17 protein-coding genes and 1 tRNA gene are annotated in these 20,106 nt (G+C 47.8%); 8 read left to right on the forward strand and 10 right to left on the reverse strand.

The window, feature by feature from the left end:
- Nucleotides 1-21 precede the first annotated feature (21 nt).
- Together ACO05E_RS05700 and cysZ are read right to left on the reverse strand one after the other, a co-directional pair.
- Entirely contained in the window at nucleotides 22-939 is a 918-nt protein-coding gene (locus tag ACO05E_RS05700) for a response regulator (RefSeq protein WP_419812020.1), read from the reverse strand.
- The gene (gene cysZ / locus ACO05E_RS05705; protein ID WP_419812021.1) at nucleotides 908-1,732 is read right to left on the reverse strand and encodes a sulfate transporter CysZ; all 825 of its coding nucleotides are present in this window, start codon (nucleotides 1,730-1,732) and stop codon (nucleotides 908-910) included. The genes ACO05E_RS05700 and cysZ overlap by 32 nt, the downstream gene beginning before the upstream one ends.
- Nucleotides 1,733-1,891: 159 nt before the next feature.
- Between cysZ and trmH the strand changes: the two genes are divergently transcribed.
- Nucleotides 1,892-2,590 carry a tRNA (guanosine(18)-2'-O)-methyltransferase TrmH gene (gene trmH, locus ACO05E_RS05710; protein ID WP_419812022.1) on the forward strand — a complete coding sequence of 233 codons (699 nt, stop codon included), beginning with the start codon at nucleotides 1,892-1,894 and terminating at the stop codon, nucleotides 2,588-2,590.
- A gap of 4 nt (nucleotides 2,591-2,594) precedes the next feature.
- On the opposite strand, the gene ACO05E_RS05715 is transcribed toward trmH, so the two are convergent.
- Both ACO05E_RS05715 and ACO05E_RS05720 read right to left on the reverse strand, forming a co-directional pair.
- On the reverse strand, nucleotides 2,595-3,374 hold the full coding sequence (locus ACO05E_RS05715) for a hypothetical protein (RefSeq protein ID WP_419812023.1): 780 nt from the start codon (nucleotides 3,372-3,374) through the stop codon (nucleotides 2,595-2,597).
- A gap of 618 nt (nucleotides 3,375-3,992) precedes the next feature.
- Nucleotides 3,993-4,337 carry a DUF3392 family protein gene (locus ACO05E_RS05720; protein WP_419812024.1) on the reverse strand — a complete coding sequence of 115 codons (345 nt, stop codon included), beginning with the start codon at nucleotides 4,335-4,337 and terminating at the stop codon, nucleotides 3,993-3,995.
- A gap of 143 nt (nucleotides 4,338-4,480) precedes the next feature.
- On the opposite strand from ACO05E_RS05720, the gene ACO05E_RS05725 reads away from it, so the two are divergent.
- On the forward strand, nucleotides 4,481-4,966 hold the full coding sequence (locus ACO05E_RS05725; protein WP_419812025.1) for a hypothetical protein: 486 nt from the start codon (nucleotides 4,481-4,483) through the stop codon (nucleotides 4,964-4,966).
- Between the two features lie 4 nt (nucleotides 4,967-4,970).
- On the opposite strand, the gene ACO05E_RS05730 is transcribed toward ACO05E_RS05725, so the two are convergent.
- Together ACO05E_RS05730 and ACO05E_RS05735 are read right to left on the reverse strand one after the other, a co-directional pair.
- Nucleotides 4,971-6,869, reverse strand: coding sequence for an extracellular solute-binding protein (locus tag ACO05E_RS05730; protein WP_419812026.1), 1,899 nt, complete (start codon nucleotides 6,867-6,869; stop codon nucleotides 4,971-4,973).
- Between the two features lie 200 nt (nucleotides 6,870-7,069).
- A tRNA-Thr gene (locus ACO05E_RS05735) sits at nucleotides 7,070-7,145 on the reverse strand.
- Between the two features lie 174 nt (nucleotides 7,146-7,319).
- Between ACO05E_RS05735 and phoB the strand changes: the two genes are divergently transcribed.
- From phoB to ACO05E_RS05755, 4 genes are all read left to right on the forward strand, one after another.
- Nucleotides 7,320-8,006 carry a phosphate regulon transcriptional regulator PhoB gene (phoB, locus tag ACO05E_RS05740; protein ID WP_419812027.1) on the forward strand — a complete coding sequence of 229 codons (687 nt, stop codon included), beginning with the start codon at nucleotides 7,320-7,322 and terminating at the stop codon, nucleotides 8,004-8,006.
- A gap of 41 nt (nucleotides 8,007-8,047) precedes the next feature.
- A complete protein-coding gene (phoR, locus tag ACO05E_RS05745; RefSeq protein WP_419812028.1) occupies nucleotides 8,048-9,319 on the forward strand; it encodes a phosphate regulon sensor histidine kinase PhoR in 1,272 nt (423 codons plus the stop codon).
- A gap of 85 nt (nucleotides 9,320-9,404) precedes the next feature.
- On the forward strand, nucleotides 9,405-10,499 hold the full coding sequence (locus ACO05E_RS05750) for a hypothetical protein (protein WP_419812029.1): 1,095 nt from the start codon (nucleotides 9,405-9,407) through the stop codon (nucleotides 10,497-10,499).
- A 12-nt stretch (nucleotides 10,500-10,511) separates the two neighbouring features.
- The gene (locus ACO05E_RS05755; RefSeq protein WP_419812030.1) at nucleotides 10,512-12,143 is read left to right on the forward strand and encodes a methyl-accepting chemotaxis protein; all 1,632 of its coding nucleotides are present in this window, start codon (nucleotides 10,512-10,514) and stop codon (nucleotides 12,141-12,143) included.
- A 44-nt stretch (nucleotides 12,144-12,187) separates the two neighbouring features.
- On the opposite strand, the gene ACO05E_RS05760 is transcribed toward ACO05E_RS05755, so the two are convergent.
- On the reverse strand, nucleotides 12,188-13,072 hold the full coding sequence (locus ACO05E_RS05760; protein WP_419812031.1) for a metal-dependent hydrolase: 885 nt from the start codon (nucleotides 13,070-13,072) through the stop codon (nucleotides 12,188-12,190).
- A gap of 185 nt (nucleotides 13,073-13,257) precedes the next feature.
- Here ACO05E_RS05760 and ACO05E_RS05765 point away from each other — a divergent pair, with 185 nt between their 5' ends.
- Nucleotides 13,258-14,301, forward strand: a complete 1,044-nt coding sequence (locus tag ACO05E_RS05765; RefSeq protein ID WP_419812032.1) for a helix-turn-helix domain-containing protein — start codon at nucleotides 13,258-13,260, stop codon at nucleotides 14,299-14,301.
- A 14-nt stretch (nucleotides 14,302-14,315) separates the two neighbouring features.
- Here ACO05E_RS05765 and ACO05E_RS05770 read toward each other — a convergent pair whose 3' ends face one another.
- The 3 genes from ACO05E_RS05770 to fusA form a co-directional block, all read right to left on the reverse strand.
- Complete coding sequence (locus ACO05E_RS05770) at nucleotides 14,316-15,482, reverse strand: hypothetical protein (RefSeq protein WP_419812033.1); 1,167 nt, start codon at nucleotides 15,480-15,482, stop codon at nucleotides 14,316-14,318.
- Between the two features lie 468 nt (nucleotides 15,483-15,950).
- Nucleotides 15,951-16,313: a hypothetical protein gene (locus ACO05E_RS05775; protein ID WP_419812034.1), complete on the reverse strand. Its 363-nt coding sequence runs from the start codon at nucleotides 16,311-16,313 to the stop codon at nucleotides 15,951-15,953.
- Nucleotides 16,314-16,411: 98 nt separating this feature from the next.
- On the reverse strand, nucleotides 16,412-18,499 hold the full coding sequence (gene fusA / locus ACO05E_RS05780; RefSeq protein ID WP_419812035.1) for an elongation factor G: 2,088 nt from the start codon (nucleotides 18,497-18,499) through the stop codon (nucleotides 16,412-16,414).
- Nucleotides 18,500-18,852: 353 nt separating this feature from the next.
- Here fusA and tuf point away from each other — a divergent pair, with 353 nt between their 5' ends.
- Nucleotides 18,853-20,076, forward strand: a complete 1,224-nt coding sequence (gene tuf, locus ACO05E_RS05785; RefSeq protein WP_419812036.1) for an elongation factor Tu — start codon at nucleotides 18,853-18,855, stop codon at nucleotides 20,074-20,076.
- The last annotated feature ends 30 nt before the right edge of the window (nucleotides 20,077-20,106 follow it).

The raw sequence follows: 20,106 nt of genomic DNA on the forward strand, positions 1-20,106 counted from the left end.
TTATGGCAACGTAAGTCGTTTTTAACGCACGCTGGCAATATATTTGGACAGCGTCGCCATTTTATCCGGATCATCATCCACGTAACGAATTAACATCTGAATCGTTTCGGCATCCACATGCGGTTCCTGCGCCTGCATCATGCGCACATAACCATTGATCCGGGCGACATCGCCGCCTTCTTTATCGGTGATATCCAGCACCACCTGCTCCAGCAACGCTGGCAGCGGGCCTTCGCGACGAAATACACCCAACATTTCCTGCAGGTTAATGTCTTTAATCACTAACTTAGCCGAGCCACCGGAGCCAAAACGCACACTGACAATGCCTTTGGCACGCGCAGCGGGTTTCTTAGCCGTTGTGGATTTCGCCGGCGCGGCTTCATCAACCACTTTGGCCGACTTGCTGTTGCCCATTAATACCGAAGCGCCCCCCATATCCTGAGCGGCTGGTTTGGCTTCTTTTGGATTGGGTTTAGCAGAAGCCGCAGCAAGTACATTGGCAGAATCACCTCCGAGACCCGTGGCATGCTGTTTATCAGCCACATTCGGACGGATTTTATGGTGCTTAAACACCATTTTGCTGAGCTTGGCGACGAAGTTATCACGGGTGAAGGGTTTGCCAATATAGTCGGAGACACCGGCTTCCACGGCTTTCACAACATGGTCACGATCGCCCCGGCTGGTGATCATCATAAACGGCACTTGTTTATAACGCTCATCAGCACGCATCCACTGCAACACTTCAATACCGGAAACTTCCGGCATTTCCCAGTCACACAGCACCACGGCGATGTCCTGGCTGTTCATCACACTGATGGCTTTACGACCATCAATGGCTTCGAACAGCTCACAGCCAGGGTAGGTATCTTTTACGGCTTTTTTTACCAGGTCACGGATGAATGCCGCATCATCCACCACCAGAATTTTCAGTTTTGCCATCAGTCAGTCGGGTTGTTACATCATTCTTTAAAGCATAGTTCAGCGTGTCGCCTTTGCCCGAAAGAATGTCATGATCCACAAACGGCATTTGTTCCAGCCGCAGTAATGTGGCACCAATCACCGCTGCTGGCATCACAAACCAATTCACCAGAGGAATCGTCATGAGCAATGCTACGATGGCGCCAAACCCCAGTACGGTCAGAGGTTGCTGACCCAGAGTGGTGCGGGTTTCCGCAAAGGGGCGGGTATGGTTATCAAAGGAATAATCGAGGTATTGCAGCGCCACAATCCAGCTGCCGAACCAGAACCATAAAAACGGGGCTGCCAGATTCACCACCGGAATCAGGCTGATAATGATCAGCCCCAGATAACGCGGCAACATATAACCCAGCTTAGTGAGTTCACGCAATAAGGTGCGTTTCACCATGCTCGGGATAGATTCATCCGGAATGGTCGAACCTTGCTGTTGTTCGACTTTTTCACTCAGTAGACCATTAAAGGGGCTGGCAATCACCACCAGAATGGCACTGAAAAAATAGGCAAAAATCAGCAGCACCGTCATCACCGCCACCGGCATCAGAATCCAGTACAACCAATCCAGCCAGGACGGCACATAACCCAACACATCTTCAATCGAGCCATGCAGCCACTGAATACCGGAATAGCTCAGAAAAGACACCAGAATGGCATTGATCAGAATTGGCCAGGCAACATAAGGCCGCAGTTCCGGGCGGCCCAGCTGCATAAACCCACGCCACACATAACTGAAGCCAAGAATTGGATTGCCTTTCATCGCATTTTTCCCTGTATCGTGTCGTTGTGCATTAACTTTTCGTGCATCAATCAGGCGGCTTTTATACAATGCGCCCCCCGTAAATTCTACCTCGGTGCGGCAGCTGCCCGGGCAGTATTACAATTTTTGACTGAGTGATTTAGCCGGAGCTTCCCACGCATGACCCCAGAACGTCTGCAGCGCATTAAAGATACCCTGGACAAACGTCAGCCGGATTTAACGGTGCTGACCGATGAAGTGTATAAACCCCATAACCTGGCCGCCATTGCCCGTACCTGCGATGCCGTGGGTATCCCGGAAGTGCATGTCGTGTGGCCACACGATACCTTCCGGTTAAAAACAGCTGCTCTGGCGGGCTCAGATTCCTGGATTGAAAAACACACTCACCCGGACATTGCCTCGGCCATTACCGGTTTTCAGCAGCAAGGTTATAAAGTGTGTGCCGCTCACCTGAGTGACGAAGCCATTAACTACCGTGATTACGACTTTACTCAGCCAACGGTATTAATGATGGGCACCGAAAAAGAAGGCATCAGTGATACCGCCGCCGAGCTGGCGGATCACCATCTGATTATTCCGATGCAGGGTATGGTGGAGTCGTTTAATGTGTCGGTGGCGGCGGCCATCATTCTCACTGAAGCCCAGCACCAACGTCAGAAAGCCGGGTTATACGACGAGCGCCGTTTGGATGACGAACTGTATGAGCGTCTGCTGTTTGAGTGGTGTCGCCCGATTGAGCTTAAATTGTGCAAAAAATACAACCTGCCTTATCCGGCTTTACGTGAGGATGGCGAGCTGGCTGACCCGCAAGCGTTTTCGGCCCTAATCAACTCACCGCAGATTCAGCAAAAGAAATAACGACTTACAGAGCTTTAAAGCGAAAACGATACTCACCTTTGGGCCAGATCATCTGGCTCAGCGGTTTACGCTGATAACGCATATCACTGCGCCAGAAGTGAGTTAGCTGTTTTACCTGATCCGCTGGGCAATTCATCCCCAACAGCACACCTTTTACCGCTTTGGGCGGCAGCTTCAGTAAATTCATCGCCACACCCTGAACGGTAATTTGTTTCGCCAATTCACTGACCGGCATCACCAGACCGGATTGCTGCAATGTCGCACAACTGAGCGGCGCGCTGCCCAATCGCTCGCGGTAACGGGCTGGTACGTCATCCCGATAGTGCAACGGCTTGATGTCATAAGGCAGTTGCTCAGGCTCCAGTGCCAGCCAGATCCGGCTGAAACCCGTACCTTGTTGCTGCCAGGCCAGCAGCGAATTGGGGTCCGGGTAAAAATGTTGATAACACCAGTCGTTAGGGCCTTCCTGCCGGGCACTTTGCTGGGTTTTATACTGCTGGGTTTTATGTTGTCTGAGTGCCTGTTCGATTTGTGGCCGTTTCGTTTGTGCCTGCTGCAGAAACTGCTCAAAGCTCAGCAATCCCTGAATCCCCGGATTCAGCCGCTCATACTCACGCTGCATATGATTGAGGTAATCCGCTTCCGAAATAGCCATTGGCGGTGGCGGAGGTAACTGCATCCAGGGCTTATCTGGCTGCCGCAACGGCAACATGCCCCACTTTAAGCAATGGATAATTTCAGCCCCGAGAGGCAAATAGCAGCGGTTTTCAGTTAATTCCATCATTACTCATACTTATGCGGTAATCGCCCTTGCAGACATTGCCTCATACCCTTGTGAGATATATCTCACAAGGCGGTAGGACATCTCGACAAATCGCCTTCGTCATTTTACCTATTCACGCCGCAGACACCTCACAAACCCTTGATTTAATTGGGTTTTACGGAAATTTTACAAATAACACTGATTATCACTTTTCTGAAACCAACTTTTTATTCGAAAGAGATTTGCTATCTTTAATTCCGCAGGACGCACCGCTGACAGGAAGTTAGCCGATCAGGATGATCACTAAGGATAATAGAGCATGATGCTCTTAAGGACACGAAGAAGGATCTTCAAGAGGAGTGGCAAGGCTGCCAACACGGAAGAACGGAACGGATACCCAAAAGGATGATGGATTAATTGAACGTGATGGATCACGAGCAAGGAAGGTAAGCCGGGACGCGAGGACGAACGATCGCTAAGGAAGCAGTCATGGATGATCAACCACCAGGGTCAGGTGGCAGGGATGAACATAAACCAGGATGGTTTTAGGGTGCTGTGACAACCCGGACAGGATGTCCGGGTTGTCCGATTTCCATTTCAGCTCAATTTCTTTTTCTATTCTGAATTTTTTTCTTTACGTTAAATTTTTCGCTGCTTCTGTGCCACCACAGCGACCATCAAAAAACTCCCCACAATCACTGTTAAAAGCTGCCAGCCGGGCAAATTCCGCAACAGGTTTTCAAGCAGTGGTGTCAACCATACCGATAACGCCCCATACCCAATCGAGCACAACGCAATAAATGCCAGCAAGCGCAACCAGAATGGCTGCTTCTTAACCAGCGTCCGCACCGCTGAATTAATATGATCACCAAAAATTACTAACATCGTTGCCACCATCGCCAGCGCCACATCATCGCTATATGGACGAATTGCGTCAGCTATGTCTTCAATCAGCCTTATCATTTCATCAACCAATTCAATCACTTAGAAAAACAGGTTAGTTCGTGTTTCAAACCCAGGCGAGAAATTCTTACGCAAGGCTACAAAACGGTAAGTAAAGACACTGGAGATACCTCACGGCTATGCCATTCTGAATGAGTACTTACTCACGGGAAGGATTGTTCAGGATGCCTAACCACAATGAATCTTCTCAACCTTCATACCGCCTTGGTGACCTGCTACTGACACAGCAGCTGATTACACAGGCGCAACTACAACAGGCTTTATTACAGCAACAAGAATCCGGTGATCGTCTTGGTGCTATTTTATTGCAAATGGAAGCACTCAGTGCTGCCGCCCTGAAACGAACACTGAGCAAACAACGCTGGTTACGGCCCTGTGCTACCTGCTTTGCGTTGATGTCGCCCATATCAACCTGTTTTGCCAGTAACGACGATGAAAATACCTACCAGCACTGGACTCAGACGCAGCAATGGCAAGAAGTGTCTTACCACAGTGTTAAAAATCACTCGTCTGTGGATCTGATGAAGTTTGCTGCTGAAACCGCCTGGGGAATATATCAGGGAGAAGCACAAGCCGGTGAGTGGCGTTATTCAATCAGCAAGCCATTAAAATCTGAAAGCTATCAGCTGCAGATGTCGATGCGTTTCTGAATCGTCAGCGCTGAGTGGTAATAATTCCGACCATCTTCTGAATAGCGGCATCACTATCCAGTTCACGATCGAACAGTTGGCTGATCACGGTCATTAATGGTTCTCGAATGTGATTGGGCACCGTTTGCTGATAGGTAAAAGAAGGCAGAATATCAGCGCTGTCTGATGCTTCCATCTGCTTTATTTGCAACGGCGTAAAATCGACAGGCACCGATCCTTTCGCTGCTGACACTAACCCTTTAGTTCCTGACGCTGGCACTTTGATTGCCGGTACCGATCCTTTGATCTGATTAAATTGATACTGGATACGATCACTCATAATCATACCGGCCAATGTCTTTTGCGCTGTTTCAGCGGCACGGCCTTTTTTGGGAAAAGCAAACACATCGGTATTGTTCAAAAAGACCGAATCGGTATCTGGTGGCGAAACACTGATATAACCGCCTTTGCCATAATGCAGCCCGCTCTCCTCAAACACATTGACCACCCACTCCCCCATCACATGCATCGCAGCCTTACCCTCAGCCAACGCCCGCGCAGAATCGACCCAGGTTGGGTAGTCTCCCCGAGGATTGGCATAATCGCGAATGCGTTGAAAAGTCTGCATAACCTGCTTCATTTTTGCGCTCTGAAAAGCAGCAGGATCGAGCTCGATTAAAGCACTTCGATAAAAGTCGACACCACCCAGACTCAGCATCAAATTTTCAAACAGCGTACTGCGCTGCCAATCATTATCCCCCATCGAAAAGGGCGTTACGCCTGCCGCTTTCAACTGTTCTGCGGCCGCAAAAATGGCACTCCAACTGGTGGGGATATCAATCTCATATCGGTTGAATAATGCCTGATTGATCCATAGCTGATTAACCCGCTGTCGATTAAACGGAACGGCAATATAATCGCCGTTATACTGAATCATACGATTAATTTCTGGCGGCAAGCGGCCCTGCCAGTCACCGGCTTTGGCCACATCATTCAATAACAGGAGCTGCTTGCGCGACGCCCATTCCCATACCGCAGGGCCCATATAACTCTGCATCACATGCGGCAGGTTTTTTGCGCTGCTGCGCAACGACATAATTTCATCCATACGATGCCCGGCACCGCCTGGATAGCTATAATCCGCCCAGGTGTACCCTTGCTGTGCCAGCGAATCAGCCAATGCACTCACCACTTTTTGTTCGTTCGAATTAGTCCACCAATGGGCCACTTCAATAATACTGCCGACGGTTTGTTGCTCTGCAAATGCTTGCCGCAGAGCCTGCACCTGTGCTTCTGGGGTATAAACCGAAGCGGCGAGGTAAAGCTGGCTGGCTTCCAGCAGCTCGTCGGGTACCTGATAAATATTGGTAAACTGCTCCAACTTAAAATCGGCGTGCTGCTCTCGCGTAGCAATATCAATGGTATGAGCCAGCACCAGCCCATCAATTGCCAGTAAATCAACCCGGCCACTTTTGAGCATTTGCAGACCCTGATAAGAGCTGTTCACTTCAATAACCGGATGGATACGGTCCACCTGAAAAAAGTCTTTGATGGGAGAACCACGTACAATTGCAATGCTATACCCATCAATATCCTCAATCGCATCAATGGTTATTTCAGGTTGGGCATAGTATTGGTAGAAGGACACATTGCGCGTTGCCAGGTTTTTAATCCAGTGGTATTCATGCTGGTTGTATTCGGTTTTAGCCAACGGATAAATCAGCGTATTGGCACTGGTTTGCGCTAATCGAACCGCTCTCTGACTGGGATATTGGACAATCTCAAAGTCAAATTCAGCATCTTTCAGAACCGTTTCGACCAGAGTATGTACATAACCGTGCTGAGCACCGTTTTCAGAATAACTATAAGGGGGAATATCAAACGTCACGACGGATAAAGGTGACGATGATTCAGCATTAACCATGATGGTCGTCAGAATCAACGGCGCAACAAAAACTGGCGCACAGAAAGAGCGAACAGCTCGGTAAAAAAAGCGGTTTATAAAGAGTAGCAAGCGGGTCATTCGCCATTCCATCCCTGACGCTTCGGGATAAATAAGGTAGACCTGTTGCCCAGAAATGACAAGGGCCTCCGTATTGCTACGGAAGCCCTTGTCATTGTATATGGTGCCGCCACCAAGAGTCGAACTCGGGACCTACTGATTACAAGTCAGTTGCTCTACCAACTGAGCTATAGCGGCTTAAGTGGGTGCGAATATTAGAGATCAGAATCCAATGCGTCAACTGTTTTTTTCGCTAAGTTTATGAAAATCTTAACTTTCTCCAATATCGTCTATTCTCAGATTAGCGCTGCATGTGCTTAATAAAAATGTCACAATCCATTTCAGTATTTTCACGTAAGATTGGGACCCCGCATGAGTGGCTATATTCTGGTTGTGGACGACGAGCCCGCAATCTCTGAAATGATCAGCACCAGCCTGGAACTGGCCGGTTTTAAAGTGAAGTTGTCAGCTAATGGTGCCTTAGCGCATCAGATGATTATTAACGATCGCCCGGATCTGGTGCTGCTCGACTGGATGATGCCAATGATGTCTGGCATTGAGCTGACCAAAAAGCTTAAGCGCGATGAACGTACTGCAGATATTCCGGTGATTCTGCTGACGGCGCGCGGGGATGAAGATGATCGTATTTCCGGACTTGATGCCGGAGCCGATGATTATGTCGTCAAACCCTTTTCGCCACGCGAACTGGTAGCCCGTATTCGTGCCGTGCTGAGACGTACCAATACCAGTGGTGACGGCCAGCTCAGTGCCGGGAAAATTCAGCTGGATCGCAGCAACCAGCAATGCACCATCTGCGATACTGATGTGCCCCTGGGGCCGTTGGAATTCCGCTTACTGGAGTTTTTCATGCTGCACCCGAATCGCGTATACTCGCGCGCCCAGTTACTCGACCGGGTTTGGGGTGGCAACGTATACGTTGAGGACCGCACAGTGGATGTTCATATCCGGCGCTTACGGAAGGCGATATCGATAGATGATCAGGACAAGCTGATTCAGACCGTACGCGGTGCTGGTTATCGTTTCAGTCCTGACGAGTAGAACCAACAGGGCATTCCGTTGCCCGATATGAGGCGAGAACATTGCACCAATCTGCGTTGCAGGGTGAGCTGACTAAAGTCGGTGTGGTAATTACCCTGGGGCTGGCCTCTGGCTGGACGATTGATCAACCTTTGTACGGTCTGTTAGCGGGGCTGATTGTCTCGCTGATTATGTCGATCCGTACCATGAATGCGCTGTTCCGCTGGAGTTATCGCCAAGGCCCGGCGCCGCAAGACAGTGGTCTGATTGGTTACAGTGTCGATAAGCTGATCCGGCGCGAAAAAAACCTGAAAACCAAGCTGGCACAACAGGCAAAACAGCTGCGTCGTTACAATCAGGGGATTGAATCGCTGCACGATGGCGTAGTGATTATTGATCAGGAAGGCTACATCACCAATTTTAACGCGGCGGCTATCTATTTATTGTCGCTGCGCAAAGAGGATGAAGGCCAGCACATCAAAAACCTGATTCGTACCCCGTCGTTTATCAAATACTTTGATCGCGGCGATTATTCCGACTCGCTGCAATTTGATATCCAGAACATCAAACAAACCTCCCTTCAGGTACAGATCACCCAGTTTGGCCTCGATCAGAAAATTCTGCTGATTCGTGATGTCACCGAGCGTAAACGGGTAGAAACCATGCGCCAGAACTTTATTGCCGATGTATCGCATGAACTGCGCACGCCATTAACAGTGATTAATGGTTATCTGGAAATGCTGTCTGATATGGAATTACCCAATGCGCTGGATAAAGCCGTTGGCCAGATGAACAGCCAGGGCCAGCGTATGAAAAGCCTGGTGAATGATCTGATTCAGCTGTCCAAACTGGAGAGCGCCAATAGCGAACGCAGTGGTGAGCGCTTCAATCTGCGCAGCTTAGGTCATTCGGTGGTGGATCAGTTGCAGGAATATGGTGACGCCGATATTCATTTCCACTGCTCTGAAGATATCGAGATCGATGGCTTCAGTGATGAAATGAGCTCGGTGCTGAGCAACCTGATCACCAATGCCATTAAATACGGCAATAACAGTGACGTGGAATTTCGTATTGATGCGCTGGATAGTGGTGTTCAAATCAGTGTTAAAGATCAGGGCATGGGGATTCCACCCGAGCACATTGCCCGCCTGACCGAACGTTTTTACCGGGTTGATGATTCACGCGAGTCCACCGTTGGCGGTTCGGGCCTGGGTCTGGCGATTGTTAAACATGCGCTGGAACACCATGACACCCTGCTGGAAGTGGAGTCTGAAATCGGCAAAGGCAGTACTTTCAGTTTTGTTATTCCGACTGAGCGGGTCACATCATTCTGAGCGCCCTGCGCTTAATAACTGATATTGCATACCAATACCTTTGTACTAGCCTTAAAGCATCTCTCTTTGGCAAAGGTATTTGGGCATGCCATCTTATTTTCGATGCACCTTCAGTCTGCTATCAACCTGCAGTCTGACCGTCTCTTCCCTGCTTATTCACCCAGCCATAGCCGCTGATGCTCAGGTTCAGGGAGCAGTAACCGCGACCTATCTGACAGCGTCTGACTCGGATGTGGATGCCGAGACCCTCGGCGTATTTGATATGGATATTGACGGCGAACTGGGCCAGGGGCGATGGCACATCTACCTCGAAGGTACTTCTTCCAGCAATGCCGATCGGGTTACCGATGTGTACGGTGAAGCGTATGCCGATGCCGGTGCAGCCACCGATGAAAATGGTGACGGCCGAATACAGGTCTCTAATTTTGAAGTGTATTACCCGTTAGGAAATGGCGAACTGGTTGCTGGTTTGCTCTACCCTTCCGGGTTTACTGAATCGGGCGATTGGAGCAATGATGAAACCAGTCAGTTTATCTCATCATCATTCGTCAATATTCAAACCAGTGCCGCACCGGATTATGCCTTGGGTGTCGGCTATCAGGGAGCGATATCCTCACAGCTATCATTCTCTGCCCTGTTGTCTCAGGCTCAGGGCCTGGGTGATATTGATAGCACCTATTCCGCACTGCTGGATCAGGAAGACGAATATTTTGTATCTGCTGAACTCGTGTGGCAGGTGAGCCAGTTTGCTCTTCATACAGCCGTTTGGGCAACCACGTTAGAGTCCGAGACATTCGATGCCTCAGATGAAGAAAAAAACCATGGTCTGAATATTTCCTTAGCCCATCAAAACGCACTGGGGCAGGTTGTGTTGCGCTATGGCATCGCCAATGAAGCGGTGAGTGAAGCCAAACAATTCAGCGCTATTTCGGTTCAGAAAGATATTCAGGATTTCTCTTTGGGTCTTGGTCTGAGTCAGACAGAGGTCAGCCATGACTACCAAAAAGTCAGTGCAGCCGATGACATACAACAGCATGAATTCTATACCCGCTATCAGGCAACGGATGTACTGTCTCTGACGCTTTCTCTGCAAAAAATTCAGAACTCCGGCTTTGGTTTGTCCCCGGAGTATGACGAAAACCCTACTATTTTTTCTTTCAGAACCAGTGCCGAGTTCTGATGAGGTAAGACGATGTCGATGTTAAGAAATATTAAAATCTCGCAAAAAATTCCCGGTGCCATTGCCATATTTGTGTTTCTGCCAGTCATTATTGCTTACCTGGCGTTTAGCTCGAACAGCACTCTGAATCAGGGTAGTCAGGAAATTTATAATAATTACTTTACCAGTGTGGTAAACCTCACCGACATACGAAAACTCAGCTATGAAGAATTCGTATGGATGAAGAGTCATATTATCTCGCCCAATGATCAGGCGATGCGGGAAGCCGAGCAGCATATACAGGATGCCGAGAGCGCTATGAAAATTTCCATTCAGAAGTTTTCAGAGACCCTTGATCAGGGAGAAGAAACCCGTCTGTTTCAGCAGCTACAAAACAACCTGAGTCAGCTCAATCAACTGCGTGATCGTATTATTTTATTAAGTCAGCAAAATAATGATACCGAAGCTGATGAGTTAGCGAATAGTGAATATCGCCGGTTGTTTATGACCCTTCAGCAGCAGATTGAAGGGATGTTTCAGACGAATGTTGTTGGCGCTCAAAGCTATCATGAAAACAACGAATCAACCTATCAAAGTGCAAATAACACCCTGTTATTGATGGTGCTGTTTGTTATTGCTGTTGGACTGACCACCGGCTGGATTCTGATCAGTACCATTCAGACACCGCTGTTAAAAACCAAACAACACTTAACCAATATTGCTGAAAATAACGACCTGAGCCGCCTGATTCCGGTGGAAGGTCACGATGAAATCACCGATGTTTCCAAAGCCTTTAATCATACAATTGAATCGATTCGCCAGATTATTATCGAAATGAACCAGGCAATGCCGGTCTTAAAAGATCAGTCAGGAGCACTGCTAAGCACCGTCGACCAGGCCGGTAATGACTTAAATCACAGCTCAGAATTATTAAGCAATGTTCAGCACTCCACATCAGAAATCACACTTGCCATTGACGAAATCGCACTGAGCGCCACCAATGCTTCTGCTGAAGCAACGCAGTCGGATAAAGAGACAGAAGCCGGGCGACAAATACAACAACAAACCGTTAATGCCGTTGAAGAGCTCAGAAACAAAATGTCAGACGCCGGAGAACAAATCAGTGGCCTATCAACCGATAGTGAAAATATCGGCTCGGTACTGGATGTTATTCGTGGCATTGCTGAGCAAACCAATTTACTGGCTCTGAATGCCGCTATTGAAGCGGCCCGCGCCGGAGAACAAGGCCGTGGTTTTGCTGTGGTAGCCGATGAAGTACGTTCGCTGGCGCAGCGTACTCAGGAGTCGACCAGTGAGATTCAGACCATGATTGAGAAACTGCAATCGGGAGCCCATTCGTCGGTATCATCCATGAACGATTGTATCCAGTCTCTGGGTCAGACCGTTGATCTGACGGGTCAGTCTCAGCAATCATTAACTGCGATCTCTGAGACAATTCAGAAAATCCTGTCCATCAATGATCAGGTCGCCAGCGCGACCGAAGAACAATCAGTAACTGTTAAACAAATCATTGAAGATATTATCGACGCCAATCAGAGCACCCAACGTTCCTCCGGATCATTTAAGACCTTACAAAACAGCAGCTCTCAACTGCTGCATATTGTCTCCGTATTTGAGCCGCTGGTGGGCAAGTTTAAAATCTAAACGGCCTGGGCGTGTTCAGATAATCTGAACACGCCCATTGTGAGCTACACCTGAAGCTCAGCAACATCCGGAAAACGTTCCTGCCAGCCATCAATTAATGCACTCTGATCAATATCCCAAGGGTGAAACCCGGTTCTGAAAAAGGGGATGATGGCTTTCATACTGTGGCGCATCATGCCGTGATCTTTATTCCAGAAAAAATGAAACGCCTGCTTCCATTCTTTCCAGCTGGGCATATGCTTTTTCGCAATTAACAGCTGAACCTGATGTTTTGCCAGGCGCACCAACAAACTACTTACAGCCAGCACCATCACTCGTTTACGCATAAATTCGTTATCAACAAACTGACGATAGACATCAAATGCCACCGCTTTATGCTCAATTTCTTCAACCGCATGCCAAATCAGCATATTGCGTAACGTAGGATCAATATCGGTGTAATAAACCGGATTATCCAGAATCTGCTCCGCCAGCGTGGCAGTAAAGTGCTCCATCGCAACGGTCAGAGCCAGTTGACGGGGAGGCGACAGTTTTTTCAGAAACCGAACCCGCTTCTCCATTGTCTGTACCACCTGATCAACCGGAAAACCCATGCTGACAAGTTTGTCGTTTAACCCTTCATGAGAATGGCCGTGGTGCGCTTCCTGCCCAATAAAACCGCGAATCTGTTCCTTTAAAACCGGGTCGGTCACCTGGTCACGATAGTGGCGTACCGAGTGGATAAAAAAGCGTTCGCCTTCAGGAAACATCGCCGATAAGGCATAAAAAAACGTGCTGATTAACGAGTTATTGGCGATTGCAAAGTCTCGCATAGGCTCGTTCATATCAAACGCCATACGACGTATGGTGATTTCAGGCGGCTGAGATGTGCTGCCAGGCTGTGCTGCTGGCGTTTGTGTTTCTGACCTGTGTACGGCTGAAGTTGTCATTGTGACTCCCTGCACGATGGCTAAGGTTTTTTGTTGTTATGAGAGTTTTGTTGTTATGACAATCAGTCTGCCACGGCCAATCAACTCATTCCCGGTGGAATAACTTCAGAACATGGTGATTCTGAGTCAACTTGCGCGTCTCAATCCGCTTGCGAAAATCACTCAGGCACATTAGTTTGCTCGGCATGACAATAAGAATATTAGGTCAGGGCGACCATCACATTTCCTCAGATTATCTGATTCTTTTGGCAGAACTGGCCTTTGAGCGTGGTCTGAGCACCAGCGATTTACTCAAAGGAACCGGGCTGACAGAAGAGCTTTTTCTGTCTCCCGATACCAGCGTTGGTCACCGTTCAGCCATTGCCTTTATTGAGCGCTTTTGCCAGCTCACCCGGGAGATTCGTATTGCTGTGGAGTTTGGCAAACGGATGACATTGTCAAGCCACGGGACATTAGGATTCGCCGCTCAGTGCAGCGAAACGATGGAAGAAGCCGGCAATAAGGTTACACGCTTTATGGAGACCCGCGCTCAGATTTTCACCATAAAACGCGAGCCGACACCAGAACAACGGATACTATCGGTTACTCCCCGGTTTGAAAGCGAACTGGCCGCTCCATTTTTAATTTTGGCGTTTCTGACCAGCATCGAAACCATTTGCCGCACACTGGTTGGTAGCGAAGGCAAACAAGCGCATAGCGATGTGTATATTGACCTGGGAGATGGCTGGCAACATGACGCTTCTTCGATCACAGATGCACTCCCCCACTGCACCATTCATCAGGCGCCACGGAATCAGTTGGTATGGCCCGTGTCAGCACTTCTTAAACCATTGCCGTTCTTTAACCCAGAAATGGAGCACGTAACAGAACAACGTCTGCAGCAGATTCTTGATCTGGTTAAAGAGCCCGAGACACTGCGGGATAATCTCAAACAGCAACTTGCCAGCCAACTGCCTGCATTACCCACCATCGATAAAATGGCTGAACAATTACACATGTCAGCAGCAACATTAAATCGCAAACTCAAAGCAGAAGGAGTGACTTTTCAGCAGATTAAAGATGAACTCCGCTTTGAACAGGCGAAGCAATTATTAACAGAGGATATTTCGCTGGATGCGATTGCAGCCCAACTGGGTTACAGCGATGCCAGTAATTTTATCAAGGCGTTTAAAAACTGGGCTGGAGAGTCACCAGCCCAGTTTCGAAGAAAAAGGATTAAATTTTTATAACACTCGCATGAAGATTACAGCAACGCCAGTATAGGAATAAGATCAACTACGACACGAGCCTGGTGTGCTTGTTTAATCACATCATTTAAATCAATATTACCAGACTGCCAATCACTGACCAATTGATCTCTCTGGGTAACACTTACGTTCAGGTTTTGCGCAGAAAAACTTCCTTCAATAATCTGGATCATAGTAGCTGTCGTTGGTCTTGAACTGACAATTTGTAAGTCTCCAGCATAACAGCCATGTTCATTAACCTGATCAGTTACATAATTTACTGCGTCCTCTTGCAAATAATCAAAGCCTTCCAGAGCACCAGGCCAAACCTCAACTGCCGTTGTCATTACATGTGCAGTTTCCAAGCACATAGCATATTTAACAACATTAATTGGTGACAGTAACTCTCTCAGCTGATCATCTAAATCAGCCAAACCATCTGAAATTTGTTGATAAGAACGTCTGACACCATCATCAAGTGAAGGACCCAGATTTCCTAATTCCTGACGAAGAGAATCATCAAAGCCAGAGGCAGCATCAGACAGCTGATCGCCAACATTGGTTACCTCTTCACGGAATTGATCTTCAAGATCAGCTAATCCATCACTAACCGTATCCTTGGCATCATCAACAATATCCTTAACATCATCAATGATATCTTTTGGGCTTGGTAATTTGATAAATTGGGCTGAGGTGGCAAAACGCTGTTCAGGCTTATCAGATGCCTGATAATAAGCCCGATTAATTGCATTTCGGACCGGTGCAGCAACACTATTTCTTACTGCACCAATTGAACCATCAACAATATCTCTGGCCCACCCTGGGAATCCTCGAATATAAGCATCCGCACATTCAGAAGACATATCATTAAAGAAATGGTGATCACACTGAGATTTAGTTTGGCCGATTACCTGATAACAGGCATCGTGAGAGGTACAGGCTGCACGAAAAGACGGTAGGCTCAGTGAGTCTCTAACATTAGAGAAGTTAAGGTAATCAAATTGGTCTGAACACGGCCGGTCGAATGTAGGCGATATATTAAAACATTTTTCACAACTAGCTTTGCCACAAGCACGCTCATCAGCCGTATTTAATTTATCTAAGAAAGTATCTTGAATTAAATTACCATCAACAGCGTAAGCCGTTGCTGAAATCATTAAAAGCAGACTAATAATAATTTTCATATTTTATTCCCTGTAGTAGATATCATATATAATCAACGCAACCTAATGTAATCAACATCTTCCCCATCCCCCCAACGGTTACAGGTATTCATACCATGCACTGAAATAGATCTTTGCGCAGCATGAGCTGCCAAAAGCATAGATAACTGCTGTTTACCAGAATTAGAGTTTTCGTCACGAATCATCCAGTAACTAATAGTGGCACATGCAGGGCTATCTATTTTCTCACCATCCTTCATACCAAAATAAACTAATCCATCACTCGCTCGAACAATAATATAATCTATCGTTCCCGCCTGTGTTCCAGCATAAGACTGCGCAGAAAGAGCAAGTAAAAATAAGGTTATAGAACTTTCATTAAATATTCCTTTATATAATTGTTGGGAAATAAAAACCCCAACTCTAAAAATAGAGGGATTACTCTTAGCACAAGCAGTAATTAATTGAAATCACTTCGTTTCAAATGAATCAGTACATAAAGTGTCTGATATTAGCGTGTGCCCAAGGTTTCCATGATTCACAATCAGCAGGAACATTATCGCCATCAAACCAAACAGTACCCATATCAATCTGAGCCGCTTTTGCATGCATTAACATAGAGAGTAGAGCCTTACACATTTCAGGCCCTGTCGAATGCCCTGTTCCAGGTACTGTAAACTCTTCCTCCGTATTACAAATAATTACTCCTGTATTCATACTACTTAGCTTTAACATAAGCAGGTTACTTGCATGAAAGCCTATCTTATCGACTTTCCCTTTACACAGTACTGTCTCTGCATAGCAAAAGTGCATAGTAGAGGAGAATAAAAATAGAGCTACAAGAATTTTCATTGAATATTCCTTTATACAATTGATAGGCAAATAAAAACCCCAATTCTAAAAAATAGAGTTGGGGTTTATTTTTAGCACACTTAGTAATTAATTAAAAATTACTTAGCTTCTTTAGCTGCTTTTGCTTCTGCCATCACAGTTTCTGCGATGTTCATTGGGCAAGGCATGTAGTGGCTGAATTCCATAGAGAACTGACCACGACCAGAGGTGATGGTACGCAGGTGACCAATGTAGCCGAACATCTCGGACAGAGGTACGTCTGCTTTAATACGAACACCTGTTACGCCAGCTTCCTGGTCTTTGATCATGCCGCGACGACGGTTCAGGTCACCGATCACATCACCCACGTTGTCTTCCGGAGTGAATACGTCAACCTTCATGATTGGTTCCAGCAGCTGTGCGCCTGCTTTCGGCATAGACTGACGGAATGCACCTTTTGCAGCGATTTCGAATGCAACAGCAGAGGAGTCAACCGCGTGGTAACCACCGTCGTGTACGTCGATTTCAACGTCTAACACTGGGAAGCCAGCCAGAGGGCCTTCAGCCATCATAGCTTTGAAGCCTTTTTCGATGGCTGGGAAGAATTCCTTAGGAACGTTACCACCAACAACAGATGTGGTGAATACGAAACCAGTACCTGGCTCACCTGGCTTCATGGTGTAGTCGATCTTACCGTACTGACCAGAACCACCAGACTGCTTCTTGTGCGTGTAGCTGTCTTCGATCGGCTGAGTGATGGTCTCACGGTAAGATACCTGAGGCTCACCTACTTCCAGCTCAACGCCGTAAGTACGCTTCAGAATGTCTACTTTAATATCTAAGTGCAGCTCACCCATACCTTTCAGGATGGTTTCGCCGGAATCTTCGTCAGTTTCAACGCGGAAAGACGGATCTTCTGCAACCAGTTTACCAATCGCAACACCCATCTTATCAACAGCACCTTTGTCTTTCGGCTTAACTGCGATAGAGATTACTGGCTCTGGGAATACCATGGCTTCCAGAGTACATTCGTGCTTAGGATCACACAGAGTGTGGCCCGTTTGTACGTTCTTCATACCAACAACAGCAACGATGTCACCGGCTTGTGCAGAAGTCAGCTCAGACTTGTCGTCTGCCTGCATTTCTACCATACGGCCGATACGCTCAGTTTTACCGGTAGCAGAGTTCAGTACGGTATCACCCTTGTTCATCACACCAGAGTAGATACGGATAAAGGTCAGGGCGCCAAAACGGTCGTCCATGATCTTAAATGCCAGAGCACGCAGTGGCTCATCAGCAGAAACGATAGCGTGTTCGCCAGTTTCGTTACCTTCTTCGTCAGTCAGAGGCTGAGGATCAACTTCAGTTGGCGACGGCAGGTAGTCAACAACAGCGTCCAGAACCAGCTGAACACCTTTGTTTTTGAATGCAGAACCACAGTAAGTTGGGAAGAAGTCCAGCTTACGGGTACCTTCACGGATGCAACGCTTGATGTCGTCCATTGACGGCTCTTCACCTTCTTCCAGGTAAGCCATCATCAGCTCTTCGTCTTGTTCCAGAGCAGTTTCAATCAGCTGCTCGCGGTACATTTCAACGTCGTCTTTCATGTCTTCAGGAACTTCTTTGATTTCGAAGTTCTCTGGCAGACCAGTATCGTCCCATACGAACGCTTGACGGCTCAGTAGGTCAACAACACCGACGAACTCATCTTCCTCACCGATTGGCAGAACCATAACCAGTGGGTTTGCGCCCAGTACTTTCTTAACCTGATCAACAACGCGATAGAAGTTGGCACCCAGACGGTCCAGCTTGTTCACGAAGATGATACGGGATACTTCAGATTCGTTCGCGTAACGCCAGTTAGTCTCAGACTGAGGCTCAACACCACCAGAACCACAGAATACACCAACACCACCATCCAGTACTTTCAGGGAACGATATACTTCAACGGTGAAGTCAACGTGTCCAGGGGTGTCAATAACGTTCAGGCGGTGACCAGCCCATTCACAGGTAACAGCTGCAGACTGAATGGTAATACCACGCTCAGCTTCCTGATCCATGAAGTCAGTGGTGGATTCACCATCGTGAACTTCACCAGTCTTGTGGATCTTACCAGTGAGCTTCAGGATACGCTCAGTTGTAGTGGTCTTACCGGCATCAACGTGAGCGAAGATACCGATATTTCTGTATTTGCTTAAGTCAGTCATATCGTTACTCAAAAAGGTAAGGTCAAAATCGCGCGCCATTCTACAAGGTTTGCTCGCCGAAAGGTACTGTCTTTGTGTGGCAATTTTCATTCGCTAGCAACGGCCAGTTTTAAAGCACCGTTTTGCAGCGGTTTTATGGCTCAAACGGTGGTTAAACAAGCCCGTTAAAAAGGCGTTCTGCTGTTACGCCAATATGACAGCGGAGCAAACCTCTCAACAGGGATATTGACTCCCATCTCCAGAACATTAATATTGCCCACTTTATTTCGCCCTGAAACAAGTGTGGAAACCCGGTGTGGTCTGACTTGGTTGGGGTTTCAGTTAATACTTATATTGTTTTGAGGGCTGTAATTATGGCTAAGGAAACGTTTGAGCGTTCCAAACCGCACGTAAACGTAGGCACCATTGGTCACGTTGACCATGGTAAAACCACTCTGACTGCAGCGCTGACCCGCGTATGTGCAGAAGTATGGGGCGGCGAACTGGTAGCTTTTGAAGGTATCGACAACGCACCAGAAGAGCGTGAGCGTGGTATCACCATCTCAACTTCTCACGTTGAATACGAATCCCCAAGCCGTCACTACGCACACGTAGACTGCCCAGGACACGCGGATTATGTTAAAAACATGATCACCGGTGCTGCTCAGATGGACGGCGCTATCCTGGTATGTGGTTCTACTGACGGCCCAATGCCTCAGACTCGTGAGCACATCCTGCTGTCTCGTCAGGTTGGTGTACCTTACATCGTAGTATTCCTGAACAAAGCTGACCTGCTGGCTGAAGACTGCGGCGGCGCAGACTCTGAAGAATACGCAGAGATGCTGGAACTGGTTGAAATGGAACTGCGTGACCTGCTGTCTGAATACGACTTCCCAGGTGACGACACGCCAATCATCCCAGGTTCTGCTCTGATGGCCCTGAACGGCGAAGACGACAACGAAATGGGTACTACCGCGGTTAAGAAGCTGGTAGAAACTCTGGATGAATACATCCCAGAGCCAGAGCGTGCGATCGACGGCGACTTCATTATGCCAATCGAAGACGTATTCTCTATTCAAGGCCGTGGTACTGTTGTAACCGGTCGTGTTGAGCGCGGCATCATCAATACTGGTGAAGAAGTTGCGATCATCGGTATCAAAGAAACTACTACCACTACTTGTACTGGTGTAGAAATGTTCCGTAAGATCCTGGACGAAGGCCGTGCGGGTGAGAACGTTGGTGTTCTGCTGCGTGGTACTAAGCGTGACGAAGTTGAGCGTGGTCAGGTACTGGCTAAGCCAGGTTCTATCACGCCTCACACCAAGTTCACTTCTGAAGTATACGTACTGGGTAAAGATGAAGGTGGTCGTCACACGCCATTCTTCAAAGGTTACCGTCCACAGTTCTACTTCCGTACCACTGACGTGACTGGTGCTGTTGAGCTGCCAGAAGGCGTTGAAATGGTAATGCCGGGTGACAACGTGACTCTGTCTGTAACTCTGATCGCACCAATCGCGATGGACGAAGGTCTGCGTTTTGCGATCCGTGAAGGCGGTCGTACTGTAGGTGCTGGCGTTGTAGCTGGTATCGTGGAGTAATAATTGCTCAGCAATTAAGTCTCCAAAAAG

The organism is Bacterioplanoides sp. (assembly GCF_965226395.1).
In the GTDB taxonomy this organism is placed as follows: domain Bacteria; phylum Pseudomonadota; class Gammaproteobacteria; order Pseudomonadales; family Oceanobacteraceae; genus Bacterioplanoides.